This is a genomic window from Tolypothrix sp. PCC 7601 (assembly GCF_025677855.1).
Taxonomy (GTDB): Bacteria; Cyanobacteriota; Cyanobacteriia; order Cyanobacteriales; family Nostocaceae; genus Aulosira; species Aulosira diplosiphon.
This window is the reverse complement of the sequence record NZ_CP064879.1, coordinates 2,042,781-2,058,168: the sequence shown is the minus strand read 5'-3', so window position 1 is coordinate 2,058,168 and position 15,388 is coordinate 2,042,781. Positions and strand designations below refer to the sequence as shown.

Below are 15,388 nucleotides of genomic sequence, written 5' to 3'. Positions count from 1 at the left end.
ACTAAAAAATATTTTATAAATTCCAATCGCGACGCACAGCCAAGAAACTTTCGATAAATTCTTGCCAAGCAATGTTACTATTTGACTTTTGTTGATGCCAATCTCTGGCGCATTGCTCAATAATTTCTGTAAAACTAGGATATAAGGGAGACAAATTTTCTAAATGCTGAATTTTAGTATTTTGAGACATTGCTAAAGCAATGAAATTAATTAATTCTCCTGCTTTTGAGCCAAATATTTCTGCTCCTAAAATTTCTCCGTTGCGTAAAACAATTAATTTACAAAGACCTGTAGTTTCGCCCCGAATTTGGGCTGATGCTAATGATTTAAAATATTGTCGTAAAACTAAAATCTCATTGGAATTATATTGCTGTCTTGCTTGTGTTTCTGTTAAACCTATTTTCGCTAACATCGGTTGCAAAAATATTCCTAAAGGAATGCACCGATAATTAACTTGTAATCTTGAGAAAAAGAGGGCATTTTTGATGGCGATTCTCGCTTCATAATTAGCGACATTAGCAAAGTCATAACCACCAATCACATCACCACAAGCATAAATGCGGGGGTTGGTAGTTTGCAGTTTATCATTTACCACTAAATGCCGTTTATACCATTTCACATCTACTGCTGCTAAATTGAGGGATTCAACATTTGGTTGCTGTCCAGTTGCCACTATAATTTCATCAGTTTCTATTGCTTTATCTCCAGCTTGAATCCACTTTTTATCATCAATTCGCATGACTTGAGTGACGGGTGTGTCTGTCAGGACACGCACACCATCAATTTCTAACTGTGCTTGCAATAGCTGGGCAATTTCTGGATCGATATCCGGTAGAATTTGCGGACGTTTGACAACGAGTGTCACATGACAACCCAAGCGCGCTAAGGTTTGCGCTACTTCTATACTTTGGGGAACACCGCCAAGAATAATCCACTCTTTAGGCAATGATTTCATGGCTTTGCAGCGTTCATCAAGGAATTGCCAAATATTCCCTAAAGTCAGGTAATCGGTAGTTGATAATCCTTCAATTTCGGGTATGGCTGGACGAGAACCACTAGCTAGCAAATAAGTGCGTGCGCGTAGTAGACGTTGACTAACGGCAAATACGAGATGAGGGGAAGATTGAAATTGACCACTCTCACAAATAACATCCACTCCCATAGCCGCCAGTTGAGGAAGAGAATGTTGTGCTTCTAAATTAGCGATCGCACTTTTGGCATATAGTATCGCCTCTGACAACACCACAGATATTGGTGTTTGTTCTGGAGTTTCAACTTTAGAGGAATGAATATTCAGCCCAACTTGATTATTGAGATGCTGTGCTAAGTTGCCGATTTCGCTAATCGTTTGGTGATACACAAACCCATAGTTAACTTTGGGTTCTACCAAAGCGACTTTAGCACGTAGTTGGGTAGCAACTAGGGCAGCGTAGCGTCCAGCCAGACTCCCACCAATAATTACAACATCGTAGTCAATAGTCATTAGTTAATCAGCTATTACGCTTTTAAATTACACAATCACTCGTGAGGTTTGTTGACTGCTGACTGTTGACTGATAACTGTCAGCAATTAGCAAGAAAAAATATGTGGTGTTAGATAAGGAAAACTTAGTTAATAGTAATTATTCATAAATTATTTAGTGAGTGGCCAGTGGAAAATTAAAAATCACTGGCCACTAAAAACTGACAACAGAACTCAGCACTCACTACTCATAACTGAGTTTAACGCTGTGAGTAAGCGTTGATTATCGACTTGAGTACGTACAGCAACTCTAAAAAAGCGATCGCCTAGTTCTTTAAAACTCAGGCAATCACGAATTAAAACCTGATGATGCTTGAGTAATTGCTGCTGTAAATCAGAAACAGACTTTTTTGACTCTACCAGTAAAAAGTTAGCAGCACCTTTTCCTGGTGTTAATCCTGGGATGGCTTCTAAACCCCCCAAGAGTTGATTTCTTGCAGGGGGTAACCATAACCAAGTTTGCTGTTGAAATTCCCTATCTTGAAGTGCCGCAATTGCCGCCGCAGCCGCTAACGTGTTTACTGGCCAGGGGTCACGCCACAATTGCCATCTTGATAGGCGGTCAGGATGAGCGATCGCATATCCCAGTCTCAGCCCCGGGAGACTGTAAAATTTTGTGAGCGATCGCAATACTACTAAATTCTCGTATTCCTGTATCAGCGAAATCAGACTTTGTTCCTCTTCGGGAGGTAAAAAGTCCATAAACGCTTCATCTACCACTACCAAACCAAACTGATCCAGATAGGGAAGAATTGATTGCCGCAAAAAAAGTTTTCCTGTTGGGTTATGGGGATTATTAAGGAGTAGCCCTACTTCTTTTAAGTTTTGTGCTTTGTCAAGAAACAATGACAAATACTCCTCAGATTCCCAATTAACAGGGAACTCCAGTAATTGAGCGTTATATGCCGATAGAGTTCGGTAGTAGTCGCCAAAAGCTGGAGTCATAACAACTGTTGCGGCTAATTCTGCCAATTCCCGACCTACTAAAGTCAGTAATTCTGCCGAGCCGTTACCTGGCAGAATAAACTCAGAAGGCAGTTCATGAAAGTGACTGAGAGCTAATCTCAGTTCACTGTAACTAGGGTCTGGATAGTGCCTAAGATTACCAATATGGGACTGAATAGCCGCGATCGCGCTATCAGGTGGCCCCAAAGGGCTAATACTGGCAGAAAAATCCAGAATGGCATCAGGGGGACAGCCAGCCAGCGCTGCTGCCCAAGCTAAATTCCCCCCATGTGCAGGTTGCCGCATCAAATCTAGGTTCCTAAGCAGAAAACCTATGATTTTGGGGGTGCAACCTTTTCCCTAAACAACTTCCCAGCAGAGAAAGCTGGAACTTTAGTAGCGGGAATTTCCATCTTTTCATTAGTTTTGGGGTTACGACCTTCACGGGCTTTACGTTCCCGTGATTCAAAGGAACCAAAACCAACTAGGGTTACCTTATCGCCAGAGGAAACAGCTTCGATAATTGTTTCCAAAGCAGCAGTTAAAACTGCGTCTGCTTGCTTCTTGGTAACGCTAGCCTTTTCAGCTACTGCATCAACTAATTCACCTTTGTTCATATAAACTCCTTGAGGTTTACTTGAGATTCTCTACAGATGCACCCTGATGCATCTTTACCAAAATCTCTGTTTTGGGGGATACAAAAGCCTACCTTTGGGAGCATTTTTACTCAAAATGCCTGCAAATCCCATTGGCTCGACTTTTCAATGAATCATTCTAAGGTGAACTAGCCAGATGTGGATATATGAAACCATTAATTTATATAGATTTCAGGATTTTTTGTGATTTTAGGGTCAATGTTGCCCTCGAAACCACCCATTTTGTAGGAAAAAATACTTAGTGAAAACTCTGGTGTCGGGGGTTGGGGACTGGGGACTGGGGATTGGGGACTGGGGATTGGGGATTGGGGATTGGGGACTGGGGACAAGGGGACAAGGGGACAAATTAAACCCCAAACACCAAACACCCAAACACCCAAACACCCAATTACCAATTACCAATTACCAATTACCAATTACCAATTACCCATGCCCAATGCCCAATGCCCCATGCCCCATGCCCCATGCCCATTTCCTACTTACACCCTAAAGACTCGCGGGTATCTACGCCAGTTTTGGGATTTACGCCGCTAGCTTTAGTGCAAAGTTTTTTAACCTGGATGCCATCTAAGACGGCGTTGGTAAAATCTGCGCCTGTGATGTCTACATCATCGAAGGTGGAACGTAACATCATGGCATCTGTTAACACGGCATCGCTTAAATTAGCGCTTCTGAATTTTGCTAAGTAGGCAATGCCGTTACTAAAATCAACACCATGAAAATTGACTCCCTGTAAGACGGTACCGTTAAACACGCCGCCTCGGAGGTCAGCATTGCTGAAATTAGCGTTTTCTAAGTCAACGTTGGTAAATTCGCTGCCAATCAAGCTTTGCCCTGAGTAATCCTTGCCTTTGAGTTCATCGCCAGCAGAACGGGTAATACTGGAAGAACTTGCAGCTTCGGCTGATAGGGGAAACAAAAAAAGAACCAAAGCTAAGACAAAGCTAGCTACTAGTTGCCAATATTTCATAATTTCTGCTTAATAAATCTCAACATTTACACCTTTAAATATTAAACAGCACTGGAATGAAGGATGAAGTGTGAAATTTTCAGCCCACCCTAAGAGAATTCCCAGAGTCAAATCCTTTAGCTTTTAGCCTTCAGCCGTCATCCTTCAGCCTTTCTCGTAGGATATATACAATGTGAAAGTGCGATCGCAAAAGCAAAAGTACCTGTGGCTAATCAAAAAATAGAAATTGTTCCATCTTTGCTGCGAACCCCTTTATACCAGTTGGGGTTGAAACTCAAAGCCCGCTTTACTAACTTTAGTGGTTGGGAAATGCCAGTGCAGTATTCTGGCATTACTCGCGAACATGAAGCTGTAAGAAATGAAGCAGGAATGTTCGATATTTCCCACATGGGTAAATTTACTCTTCAAGGTAAAAATCCTATTGAGCAGCTACAGAAGCTAGTTCCATCAGAATTAAACCGCTTAAAGCCGGGTCAAGCACAATACACTGTATTATTAAATCCCCAGGGTGGAATTATTGATGACATCATTATTTATTACCAAGGAGAAGACAGTACTGGTAAACAGCAAGTAGCGATTATTGTTAACGCTGGAACTACAGATAAAGATAAAGCCTGGTTATTACAACACCTAGATTTGAATGCTGTGGAATTCCAAGATTTGTCACAAGACAAAGCTTTAATCGCTGTACAAGGGCCAAAAGCGGTTCAATATCTTCAATCTTTTGTAGAAGCGGATTTAAATCCAATTAAAGCCTTTGGTCACCTCCAAGCACCTGTACTAGGAAAAACTGCCTTCCTCGCCCGCACAGGTTACACAGGAGAAGATGGATTTGAGGTCATGGTCGATCCAGAGGTGGGTATAGAATTGTGGCAAAGTCTTGCTGATGCTGGGGTAATTCCTTGTGGGTTGGGTGCGAGAGATACTCTGCGACTAGAAGCAGCAATGGCACTTTACGGGCAAGATATCGACGACACCACCACCCCCCTAGAAGCGGGTTTGGGTTGGTTAGTTCACTTAGATACCAAAGGTGATTTTATTGGTCGTACTGTTTTAGAAGAACAGAAAGCCAATAAATTAAAGCGCCGTTTGGTAGGTTTACAGATGCAAGGCAGGAATATTGCCCGTCATGGTTACCAAGTATTATCTTCAGGTAAAGTAGTAGGGGAAGTTACCAGTGGGACGCTGTCGCCTACTCTCGGTTATCCTATTGCCTTAGCTTACGTACCTTCCCAGGTTGCAACTATTGGTCAGCAACTGGAAGTAGAAATTCGCGGTAAAGCTTATCCAGCAGATGTAGTTAAACGTCCTTTTTATCGCTCAAAAAATCGGGCTTGAAAGGGTATTGGGTATGGGGCATTGGGCATTGGGCATGGGGCATTGGTAATAGGTAATAGGTAATGGGTAATCAGAATTTTCTCCCTCATCCTCCTCATCTACCTCATCCCCAATCCCCATTGCCCCTTATCCCCAGAGGGGGCCCCGAGTTCCCCAGTCCCTTTTTCAAAAATAATCTGTTGTGAATTTGTAAATCTACAGTATGGTTAATTACCAGATATGCCTTGGAATCATGTATTAGCCATAATGTTTTTGATGTGGAGGGGTCAGTAAATATGTCTTTTGAATATCCTCAGGATTTAAGGTACCTGGATACTCATGAATACGTACGCTTAGAGGGCGAAATTGCTACCATTGGTATTACTGAGTTTGCTGTCGATCAATTAGGTGATGTCGTATTCTTGGAATTGCCAGAAGTTGGTGATGCTATTACCAAAGGTGATACCTTTGGCTCGATTGAATCAGTCAAAGCTGTAGAAGAACTGAATGCACCAGTTACCGGCACAGTTATAGAACGCAATGATGATTTGATTGATTCTCCAGAACAAGTAGCTGAAGACCCCTACGGCGAGGCTTGGTTTGTTAAAGTTCGGGTCAACGATCCTGATGAGGTTCATGATGCCTTAAGTGCAGATGAATATCGCGCCCAAGTAGAAGGGGAGTAATGGGGATTGGGGACTGGGGATAAGGGAGATGAGGGGGGTGAGGGAGATGAGGGAGATGAGGAGGAAATTACCGATTACCAATTACCAATTACCGATTACCCATTACCAATGCCCAATGCCCAATGCCCCATGCCCCATGCCCCATGCCCCATGCCCAATTCCCCATGCCCAATTCCCCATTCCCCCAACTTATTTACATTAGTTATTGCAAAATATTAAATAGTAATATCGGGAGAGCAATTTAGTGGTAAGCTACGCCCCTGTTCCTAAGTCTAGCGATCGCCAAATCGCGACTGAAGGGAAACAAGATTTAAATAATTTTAGAAGAAGGCATATTGGGCCTAACTCTGATGATATCGAGCAAATGCTTGGTGTCTTAGGCCTTCCCAGTCTAGATGTGCTGATAAACAAAACTGTGCCCCAAGCTATTCGTTTGCAAGGGGCATTAAATTTACCAGAGGCACAGACTGAGTACGCAGCCCTGGCAAAATTAAAACAAATTGCTGATAAAAATCAGGTTTTTCGCTCATTTATTGGGATGGGATATTACGATTGCATCACGCCTGCGGTGATTGCCCGTAATATTCTGGAAAATCCTGGTTGGTATACTGCCTATACTCCCTATCAGCCAGAAATTGCCCAAGGACGCTTGGAAGCGCTGTTGAATTTCCAAACGATGATTATTGATTTAACGGGTTTGGAAATTGCCAATGCTTCATTACTCGATGAAGCTACAGCTGCAGCAGAAGCTATGAGTTTGAGCTACGGTGTTTGTAAAAATAAGGCAAATACCTATTTTGTCTCCCGTGATTGTCATCCTCAAACTATCGATGTGCTGCAAACAAGGGCTGAACCTTTGGGGATAAATATTATTATTGGTGATCATCAAACCTTTGATTTTGAGCAACCAATTTTTGGGGCAATTCTCCAATACCCTGCTAGCGATGGCACAATCTACGACTACCGCGCTTTTATTGAAAAAGCCCATGCTAAAGGTGCATTGGTGACGGTAGCAGCTGATCCTCTCAGCTTAACTTTGCTGACACCTCCAGGTGAATTTGGTGCTGATATTGCTATTGGTAGCACTCAGCGTTTCGGTATTCCTTTGGGATTTGGCGGGCCTCATGCGGCTTATATGGCAACGAAAGAAGAGTATAAGCGGCAAGTGCCAGGGCGAATAGTTGGTGTATCAAAAGATGCCCAAGGAAAGCCTGCATTACGCCTGGCTTTACAAACCCGCGAACAACACATTCGTCGGGAAAAAGCTACGAGTAATATTTGTACTGCCCAAGTCTTGTTGGCTGTGATGGCGAGTATGTACGCAGTCTATCACGGGCCAGATGGACTGAAGGCGATCGCAGAAAATATCCACAACCTCACGGGAATTTTGGCAGATGGGTTAAAACGTCTGGGTTACAAAATTAGTTCCGAATCTGTCTTTGATACTCTACGAGTGGAGTTAGGGACAAACAACCTAGAAAAAATCTTGGAAGGTTGCCAAGAACGTCATATTAACCTGCGGATTTTTGATGAGACTGCTGTGGGTATCTCCTTAGATGAGACAACTACAGTAGATGACGTTCAAGATTTGTTAGAAATCTTTGCCTTGGGTAAAGATTTATCTTTCTCCATCGCCGAACTAACTGCTGCACCCCTTCCTCTATCCCGCAGTAGCAGTTACCTCACCCATCCTGTATTTAACCGCTATCACTCGGAAACTGAGTTATTGCGTTATCTACACAAGCTAGAAAGTAAGGATTTGTCTTTAACCACATCGATGATTCCCTTGGGGTCATGCACGATGAAGTTAAATGCCACATCTGAGATGATACCAGTCACCTGGGCAGAATTTGGCAAGATTCATCCTTTTGCACCGCCATCTCAAACACGGGGTTATCAAATCCTCTTCCAGCAACTTGAGGCTTGGTTAGCAGAAATTACTGGCTTTGCGGGAATTTCGCTGCAACCAAATGCTGGTTCCCAAGGCGAATACGCCGGACTTTTAGTGATTCGTCACTATCACGCCAGCCGCAACGAAGGACACCGCAACGTCTGCTTAATTCCTACCTCCGCACATGGAACAAACCCCGCTAGTGCGGTGATGTGTGGCATGAAAGTTGTCGCTGTTGCTTGCGACGCTGACGGTAATATTGATATTGCTGACCTCAAGGCGAAAGCAGAAAAGCATAGTCATGAACTAGCAGCCTTGATGGTGACATATCCTTCAACTCATGGCGTTTTCGAGGAAGGAATTCAAGAAATCTGTGAGATTGTCCATAGTCATGGCGGACAAGTTTACATGGATGGCGCGAATATGAACGCCCAAGTCGGAATTTGCCGTCCGGGTGATATTGGCGCTGATGTCTGTCACCTAAACTTACACAAAACCTTCTGTATTCCTCACGGTGGCGGCGGCCCAGGTATGGGGCCCATCGGGGTGGCTTCCCATCTCATCCCCTTCCTCCCTGGACATGTTTCTATCCAAAACAACAATCCAAAATCCAAAATCCGAAATCTAAAATCGACTGGCGCTATAGCTGCTGCACCTTGGGGAAGTGCCAGTATTTTGGTGATTTCTTGGATGTACATTGCGATGATGGGTGCAGATGGATTGACAGAAGCCACCAAAGTAGCAATTCTCAACGCCAACTATATAGCTAAGAGACTTGAGGACTATTATCCCGTTTTGTACAAAGGCAAAAATGGCCTAGTTGCCCATGAATGCATTTTAGATTTGCGATCGCTCAAAAAATCTGCGGGTATCGAAATTGATGATGTTGCCAAACGGCTAATGGACTATGGCTTCCACGCGCCGACTGTTTCCTGGCCTGTGGCAGGTACAATCATGGTGGAACCCACAGAAAGCGAATCGAAAGCAGAATTGGATCGTTTCTGTGAGGCTTTGATTTCTATTCGCCAAGAAATTGCCGAAATTGAAAATGGCAAGATGGATGCTCAAGATAACCTCTTGAAAAATGCACCCCATACGGTAGAAAGCTTAATTACTGGAGAATGGCATCATTCTTATTCTCGCGAACAAGCCGCCTACCCAGCACCTTGGACAAAAGAACATAAATTCTGGCCTGCTGTTGGGCGTATTGACGCTGCTTTTGGCGACCGGAATTTTGTTTGTTCTTGTTTGCCAATGGATGCTTATTCCTAGCAATAGCTGCTGTTAAAAATTAATCATTAAAACTCACGCAAAGGCATAAAGTCTTTGCGTGAGTTTTTATTTTTGAATGAATACCAATTTGAAGAAAGAATGCGACAAATGAGTAGGGGCACGGCACCAGTAAGATATTTTATATGCCAAAAGATTGCGGATGCCGTGCCCTTATAGAGAATTTATCTGTCGCAAACATTATTTGAATTAATATTACATTTTCAATTTTTAAAAAACTATCCTTTGCAGTATTAATAATCATGTTATAATTTCACACCAAAGGTAGAAAAATTTGAAAATTTGACCCCTGTCCGACTACACTAGAAACGTTAATTTGTCCACCATGAGCTACTACTATTTGTTGAGCGATCGCTAGTCCTAATCCAAACCCACCAGTTTTACGGGAACGCTCCTTATTCACGCGGTAAAATCGCTCAAAGATATGGGCTAAATCACTTTGTGAAATACCAATACCATTATCTGCAATTGCAATCACAGCTAGATGATGTTGGGTAAATAACTGTAATTTGACTTCACCACCAGCAGGAGTATACTTACAAGCATTATTGACTAAATTAGTTACTGCTTGACGCAGTAACTCAGCATTTCCATAAATATTTACACGCTCTCTAGTGAGTTCGATTTTAAAATTTAAATGCTGTGCAATCTCATGTTTTACATAATCATCAATTAATTGCTGTACTAAATTTTTTAAATCAAATTTTTGTAAATTCTCTTCAGATAATCTACCTTCATGACGGGCTAAAAATAGTAAATTATCTACCAAATTACTCATTGACTTGGCAATATCAACTATTTTTTGAAAGCGTTGCCGTTGTGCTGCTAAATTATGAGTATTAGACAATGAACCATACTGAGCATTACTAATTACTGCCGCTAAAGGAGAACGCAGTTCATGGGAAGCATCTGCAGTAAATCGCATCAGTTGCGAGTAACTGTGGAGAATTGGTTGCATGGCTAATCCTCCCAACCACCAACCTGTTAGTGCAATAACTCCTAAAGTTGTTGGTACTGCAATAGATAAAACTAACCGTAACTGAGCCAGATTCTCTTCCATTGCTGTCATTGGTATTCCTGCTTGTAAATAACCAATTAACAATCCATTTTGGTAAACAGGTAAAGTGACTTGACGCAGCCAAATGTGAGCATTTTCAGTTTCTAATGTATGGAAACCATTCGCAATCGGTATTTGTTGTTTTGGCAGATCTCCAAAAAATTGGACTAATTGCTTTTGCTCATCATACCAACGCACATAAACAAATTGGCTATCTGGTGGTAGTTGTGCCCGACTTCCTAATAAGGGTACATTTTCTAAATCTACTTTCTGTTGAGCATTGTTAAATTTATATTTAACATTAGCTGCCATTACTGTGGTTTTTTTATAAATTAATCTATCAAGTTCCTCCAGTTCATCTTTAACCTCCATGGAATAAACTATCGCCGCAAATGCTATTAAAATACTCCCCATTGCCAGGGTAAACCAAGTTGCAATATTGCGACGGCTACGATTAAACATAATTGAAATTGGGCATTGGCGAAAAGGCAGATAATAATATTTTTTCAACCTGTTATTGTTTCAGGCGATTTTAAACTGTATCCCATACCGTAAACAGTTTTAATCCAATCTCCTGCACCAATGATTTGTAACCTATGCCGCAATTTACGTACTAGCACAGTTAAAGCATTACTTTCTGGTTCTGCACCCCATTCCCATAATGCTTGTTCAAGTTGGTCACGGGTTAAAATTTGATTGGGATGTCGCATTAAATATTCTAGTAATTGGGCTTCGCGGTAAGATAATTCCACTGTCTTAGAACCGCGCTCCAGAATTAAACTATTTAAATGTAATTGTAAATCTGACACAGATAGCGAATCTCCTTGCCAAGAAGGAATTCTTCTTCCTAATGCACGTACTCGCGCCAATAACTCTATTAAATCTGCTGGTTTAACCAAATAATCATCGGCTCCTGCATCTAAACCCATGACTTTATCAATTGTAGTATCCTTAGCTGTCAGCATGAGTACAGGTGCATTTTTCCCAGCACGTCGATACTGTTGGCAAAGACTCAAACCGCTAACATTTGGTAACATCCAATCTAAAATTAATAAATCATAATCTTTGTTCGCCAATAACCACTGAGCTGTTTCGCCATCTTCAACACCATCAACGGTATATCCAGCTTCGGTTAAAATCCCTTGTAATGGTTCTAACTGTTCAAGGTCATCTTCTACAAGTAAGATTCGCATATATCCGTCGGGTGAAATTTATTTATGTCAATTTCTTCTCAGAAAATCATAAAAAAGCCTCAATTTTTTTACATCTTCCGATGGTGATAAAGTATATTCATTCTTAATGTTGATATTTAATACTGATGCGTTACGCTGTCGCTAACGTATCCTACTGCTCTGTTAAGGATTTTAAACTTGGAATTTGATTTGGGGAAAAGGTAAAAGGGTAAGGGTTAACGGTTTTTTATTACCCCTTTTCCCTTTACCCTTTTACCCTTTACCAACAGGTATTGATATGAGTTATATATACGCAATATAAGGTAGCTGATATAAATTAGATTTGTTGTTAATTCAGTTTAATTTTTAAACGTAAACATGCCGAGTTTTCATGTTAGATATTTACTAGTTATACTGCCTTTGGTAATGATTGGTATTGCTTTTTGGTTGTTTAGTGGTGTAACAACCAAGCAATTATTGCGGCGCAGCTACGGAACAGTAGATCAACTAGAAGCTGATACTAGACCACAAGTGCATTTAAAGTTAAATTTAACAGTAGTTGCGACAGAAATTGACAAAGAGCCAAGTTTTACTCAGGTTGAAGTCAAAACAGAATCCTCTAATTATAAAAAATTAGAATTTGAATTATCACATCAAGCATTAACGCTAGAAGAAGCCATAATTGCACAAGAACTGGGTTTAGCTAATTCATCAGCTAAAAAGTTTAACGGTAAGAAGCAAATTTTGATAGAACTACCAGTTATTTTGCGAGTTATGAAAGCTGAAATTGATCGAGCTAACAATTTAACTGAGATTGAAGTGAGTACTACTAATTCTATCCTTACCAAATTTAACTTAGAGTTTACCTCTATAGATATTGGCCAGGTAGAGGCAATGATTGCTCAAGAATTAGGATTATCTTTAGCAGAAGTTAAAAAATTGATTCGCTATCGAATTAAAAAATAAATACCGCTTGTTTCTGCTAAATTAAGTGCAAAAGTGTAAGGGAAAAAGGGGCAAGAAAAAACCTTTAACCCTTACCCTTTCTCCTGCGGAGACGCTACGCGTAGCTTGCTTCCCCGTAGGGGTACACCTTTTCCCCAAACCAAATTCCGAGTTGAAAATCCTTAACCGAGCAGTATTGGAACTGCACAGTTGTCTGTCTTCCTCTACACAAGATATTCCACAAGGTTTTATGATGAATAAAACCAGTGCGATCGCTCATGATGAATATTTTGATGTTGGATGACTTGCAACTTAATTTATCTAGTAATTGGCAAGAATGGGTAACTGTCTTCGGATACTTAGGTTTGACAGCTGTTGTGATCTGGGGTGTGTTTACCGCACAGAAGAAATGAAAACTACTTCTTGAAGAAATTGCATATCAGATTACCAGGGTCTTGAGGCGCAAATGGCACAGTTTCTCCATCTTCTAAAATTTTAACTTGAGCGCGGCAGTTATAAACTGCCATAGGCTTTTTCACACCATCCACACTAATGGCTGCTCTATATTCCCAGTAATTTTTAGCGCTGCGTTGAATACTGAGAACGCAAATTTGATGTCCGTTGTAATTTCTGCATACAGACGCAGCTGCTGGAAAGGCTATTGACAAAGAAAGTATCAATACCGCCAAAAGAGTTATAGATCTGCTCATGCTGATCTCAAATGTTATTTGCGGGCAATCATATCACTTACCCAATCCCTCCCGAAAAAATCTTGAGCTTAAACCGAGCCTATGTCCGAGAACTATGAGGATTTATGGCAAATTTTGTATCACTTCTAACATATTTTTAATTTTATTGAAATTAACGCATTCTTATAATGCATTTTTTGAATATAAGGGTGTTAATATGACCCTAAAAAATGCGATCCTCGTGAGTGGGAATAAAGATGAACGCCCCCGGTAATTACCGGGGGCTTTTTGTTTGCTTGTGCAAAAGCGCTACACTGAACCCTATTAAGCTTTAAAAGTCAATACAGGACTCAACCTTGCAACTACATCCACCATATTGGCTTCTACCTGCACATCAATTACAGACTGAATAGGTTTGTAAGCGGCTGGTGCTTCCTCAATTCGGCGTTCTTCGCGTAAGGTAATGCAATCAACTCCAGTTAATCCCAATTCGGCTTCAGTGTGGGATGCGCCTTTGCGGTTCAGTTCAAAACGCGATCGCACTCTTCCTGCACCATGTGATGCAGAATGGCAAAATGCGGGATTACCTTTACCTACCATCAGGTAGGAATAAGCGCCCATAGAACCAGGGATAATTACTGGTTGTCCTGCATAAGCTGGACAAGCACCTTTGCGCGTTACCCACCTAGCGATTTTGGATTGGGAATTGGCTTCTTCTTCCGATTCTGCTGAAGGCAAGGTAATGTTGTGCGGTAAATCGTAAACTAAGGGTGCTTCTATATCACCGTATACTTCTCGCAAACGCAGACGTAGTAGTTCTGCTAACAGCAGGCGGTTAATAAAACCATAGTTAGCAGCCGTTGCTTCCGCTTCTAAATAACTGGCGACTAGTTCCGGGTGAGAATGAGCAGAAAGGGGAAATATCTGAGACTCAGGGTATTTTAAACCTTGCGGCCAAGCAGCCTTGGCTCTATCTCGCCACATTCCGCCAATGTACTTACCTACATTCCGCGAACCAGAGTGAATCATAAAGGCTAATTGTCCCTCACGCACACCCCAAGCGTGAGCAAGAGCGCGATTTTCGACTTTGTCCACTCGTTGCACTTCGACAAAGTGATTTCCCGAACCGATGGTTGCTAGTCCGCCATCACGTACCAATCCATCATCAGGAACCAATTCTGCTGGCGCAAGTTTCCAGTTACCATTCATCGAACCATCCAAGAAAATGCGATCGCTCTCTTGGGATAGCTGCTGTAAATCAGACTTAACTACACTCCCCGTAGCGTTATCTAGCATCGCATCCAACCAACCGGGAACGCCATGCTGAAATAATGCACGCATTGCATGAGCAGTCATAGTGACATCGCGAGTACCAAAGAAGTAATCGCCTTTCATGCGTTCTACAAATAAATCGCGCTTTTTGAGGAATTCATCGATTGTTAAATCCGCAACATGGAGGCGCATCCCACAATTAATGTCAGAACCAACAGCACCAGGAATAACTTGATCGACAGTTTCCACCACTGAACCAATAGCAACCCCAGCATCACCAGGGTGAAAATCAGGGGTAGCACAAGCACGACAGACACATCCACCCGCAGGATGGCGCATGTTAGCAAGATTTGCTAATTGTTTGAGTGCTTTAGCTTCTACAGGAAAGCCTTCCGGTAACAGAACTTCTGCTGCTGGGGTATCAGGAGAATTAGCAAGCCGAACAGAATAGGTGCGTAGGCGTAGCCCGTCGTAGACATCGCTGTAAGTAACATCTAAACCTTGTCGTCCTAAAGCACGCAAGAGACGTTGAAGATTTTTTGGCTGCATGAAAAATTTACGGGAGTCTTGAAAAAGACTCTTGAGATTGAAGAGATGAAGAGACTGGGGTTCAGCAGCCGCGTCTCAAGTGTAGTAGGAGGTTCTTCCCAGGTTTTGGGGAAAATTATATTGTAATTCTTTTGAGAATTCAGAGTCAATCAGCATAGGGCATAGTGGTTCAACTTCGCCTCGTGATCGCTGTGAATTTACATTTAGCAGAGTAGCTTCTTCCTTGGGGAGGATGCAGAAAATGTTACCTTACCTACCTTATAAGATTAGCGATCGCACTCTAATATTCCAAATACAGCAGATTTGATTGAAAAAAGTAATGAGTAATAAGTAGTGAGTAATAAGTAAATTTTCTACTCATTACTCATGATGTACCTCACTTACCTCAAAAGTGTTGTATCAGCCTGTGATTTTTCATGGTTTCACAA

General features: G+C 41.7%; 16 protein-coding genes. 7 read left to right on the top strand and 9 right to left on the bottom strand.

The annotated features are described in order from the left end of the window. Nucleotides 1-13: 13 nt before the first annotated feature. From HG267_RS08575 to HG267_RS08565, 3 genes are all read right to left on the bottom strand, one after another. A complete protein-coding gene (locus tag HG267_RS08575; protein WP_045872926.1) occupies nt 14-1,483 on the bottom strand; it encodes a dihydrolipoyl dehydrogenase family protein in 1,470 nt (489 codons plus the stop codon). Nucleotides 1,484-1,695: 212 nt separating this feature from the next. After that, on the bottom strand, nt 1,696-2,772 hold the full coding sequence (gene cobD, locus HG267_RS08570) for a threonine-phosphate decarboxylase CobD (RefSeq protein ID WP_045872925.1): 1,077 nt from the start codon (nt 2,770-2,772) through the stop codon (nt 1,696-1,698). A gap of 26 nt (nt 2,773-2,798) precedes the next feature. After that, nucleotides 2,799-3,083: an HU family DNA-binding protein gene (locus HG267_RS08565; RefSeq protein ID WP_009457351.1), complete on the bottom strand. Its 285-nt coding sequence runs from the start codon at nt 3,081-3,083 to the stop codon at nt 2,799-2,801. Nucleotides 3,084-3,363: 280 nt separating this feature from the next. On the opposite strand from HG267_RS08565, the gene HG267_RS08560 reads away from it, so the two are divergent. Beyond that, on the top strand, nt 3,364-3,612 hold the full coding sequence (locus HG267_RS08560) for a hypothetical protein (RefSeq protein WP_155539504.1): 249 nt from the start codon (nt 3,364-3,366) through the stop codon (nt 3,610-3,612). Here the strand turns inward: HG267_RS08560 and HG267_RS08555 are convergent. After that, nucleotides 3,598-4,092, bottom strand: coding sequence for a pentapeptide repeat-containing protein (locus HG267_RS08555; protein ID WP_045872924.1), 495 nt, complete (start codon nt 4,090-4,092; stop codon nt 3,598-3,600). The genes HG267_RS08560 and HG267_RS08555 overlap by 15 nt on opposite strands. 204 nt (nt 4,093-4,296) lie before the next feature. Here HG267_RS08555 and gcvT point away from each other — a divergent pair, with 204 nt between their 5' ends. Further along, nucleotides 4,297-5,430 carry a glycine cleavage system aminomethyltransferase GcvT gene (gcvT, locus tag HG267_RS08550; RefSeq protein WP_045872923.1) on the top strand — a complete coding sequence of 378 codons (1,134 nt, stop codon included), beginning with the start codon at nt 4,297-4,299 and terminating at the stop codon, nt 5,428-5,430. On the opposite strand, the gene HG267_RS08545 is transcribed toward gcvT, so the two are convergent. After that, nucleotides 5,413-5,550: a histidine kinase gene (locus HG267_RS08545; protein ID WP_155539502.1), complete on the bottom strand. Its 138-nt coding sequence runs from the start codon at nt 5,548-5,550 to the stop codon at nt 5,413-5,415. The two genes, gcvT and HG267_RS08545, sit on opposite strands and share 18 nt — an antisense overlap. A gap of 155 nt (nt 5,551-5,705) precedes the next feature. On the opposite strand from HG267_RS08545, the gene gcvH reads away from it, so the two are divergent. Genes gcvH through gcvP form a run of 3 tightly spaced genes read left to right on the top strand, consistent with a single transcriptional unit; the run spans nt 5,706 to nt 9,258 of the window. Then, nucleotides 5,706-6,095 carry a glycine cleavage system protein GcvH gene (gene gcvH, locus HG267_RS08540; RefSeq protein ID WP_045872922.1) on the top strand — a complete coding sequence of 130 codons (390 nt, stop codon included), beginning with the start codon at nt 5,706-5,708 and terminating at the stop codon, nt 6,093-6,095. Between the two features lie 6 nt (nt 6,096-6,101). Next, a complete protein-coding gene (locus HG267_RS08535) occupies nt 6,102-6,314 on the top strand; it encodes a hypothetical protein (RefSeq protein ID WP_045872921.1) in 213 nt (70 codons plus the stop codon). A 25-nt stretch (nt 6,315-6,339) separates the two neighbouring features. Continuing rightward, a complete protein-coding gene (gcvP, locus tag HG267_RS08530) occupies nt 6,340-9,258 on the top strand; it encodes an aminomethyl-transferring glycine dehydrogenase (protein ID WP_045872920.1) in 2,919 nt (972 codons plus the stop codon). Nucleotides 9,259-9,529: 271 nt separating this feature from the next. Here the strand turns inward: gcvP and HG267_RS08525 are convergent, their stop codons facing one another. Both HG267_RS08525 and rppA read right to left on the bottom strand, forming a co-directional pair. After that, entirely contained in the window at nt 9,530-10,795 is a 1,266-nt protein-coding gene (locus HG267_RS08525) for a sensor histidine kinase (protein WP_045872919.1), read from the bottom strand. Nucleotides 10,796-10,839: 44 nt separating this feature from the next. Next, the gene (rppA, locus tag HG267_RS08520; RefSeq protein ID WP_045872918.1) at nt 10,840-11,526 is read right to left on the bottom strand and encodes a two-component system response regulator RppA; all 687 of its coding nucleotides are present in this window, start codon (nt 11,524-11,526) and stop codon (nt 10,840-10,842) included. A gap of 357 nt (nt 11,527-11,883) precedes the next feature. On the opposite strand from rppA, the gene HG267_RS08515 reads away from it, so the two are divergent. Continuing rightward, complete coding sequence (locus HG267_RS08515; protein ID WP_045872917.1) at nt 11,884-12,471, top strand: hypothetical protein; 588 nt, start codon at nt 11,884-11,886, stop codon at nt 12,469-12,471. A gap of 151 nt (nt 12,472-12,622) precedes the next feature. Next, complete coding sequence (locus tag HG267_RS08510) at nt 12,623-12,754, top strand: hypothetical protein (protein ID WP_263420038.1); 132 nt, start codon at nt 12,623-12,625, stop codon at nt 12,752-12,754. 112 nt (nt 12,755-12,866) lie between these two features. Here HG267_RS08510 and HG267_RS08505 read toward each other — a convergent pair whose 3' ends face one another. Together HG267_RS08505 and HG267_RS08500 are read right to left on the bottom strand one after the other, a co-directional pair. Continuing rightward, complete coding sequence (locus HG267_RS08505; protein WP_045872915.1) at nt 12,867-13,160, bottom strand: hypothetical protein; 294 nt, start codon at nt 13,158-13,160, stop codon at nt 12,867-12,869. A 303-nt stretch (nt 13,161-13,463) separates the two neighbouring features. Further along, on the bottom strand, nt 13,464-14,960 hold the full coding sequence (locus HG267_RS08500; RefSeq protein ID WP_045872914.1) for an RtcB family protein: 1,497 nt from the start codon (nt 14,958-14,960) through the stop codon (nt 13,464-13,466). Nucleotides 14,961-15,388 lie beyond the last annotated feature (428 nt).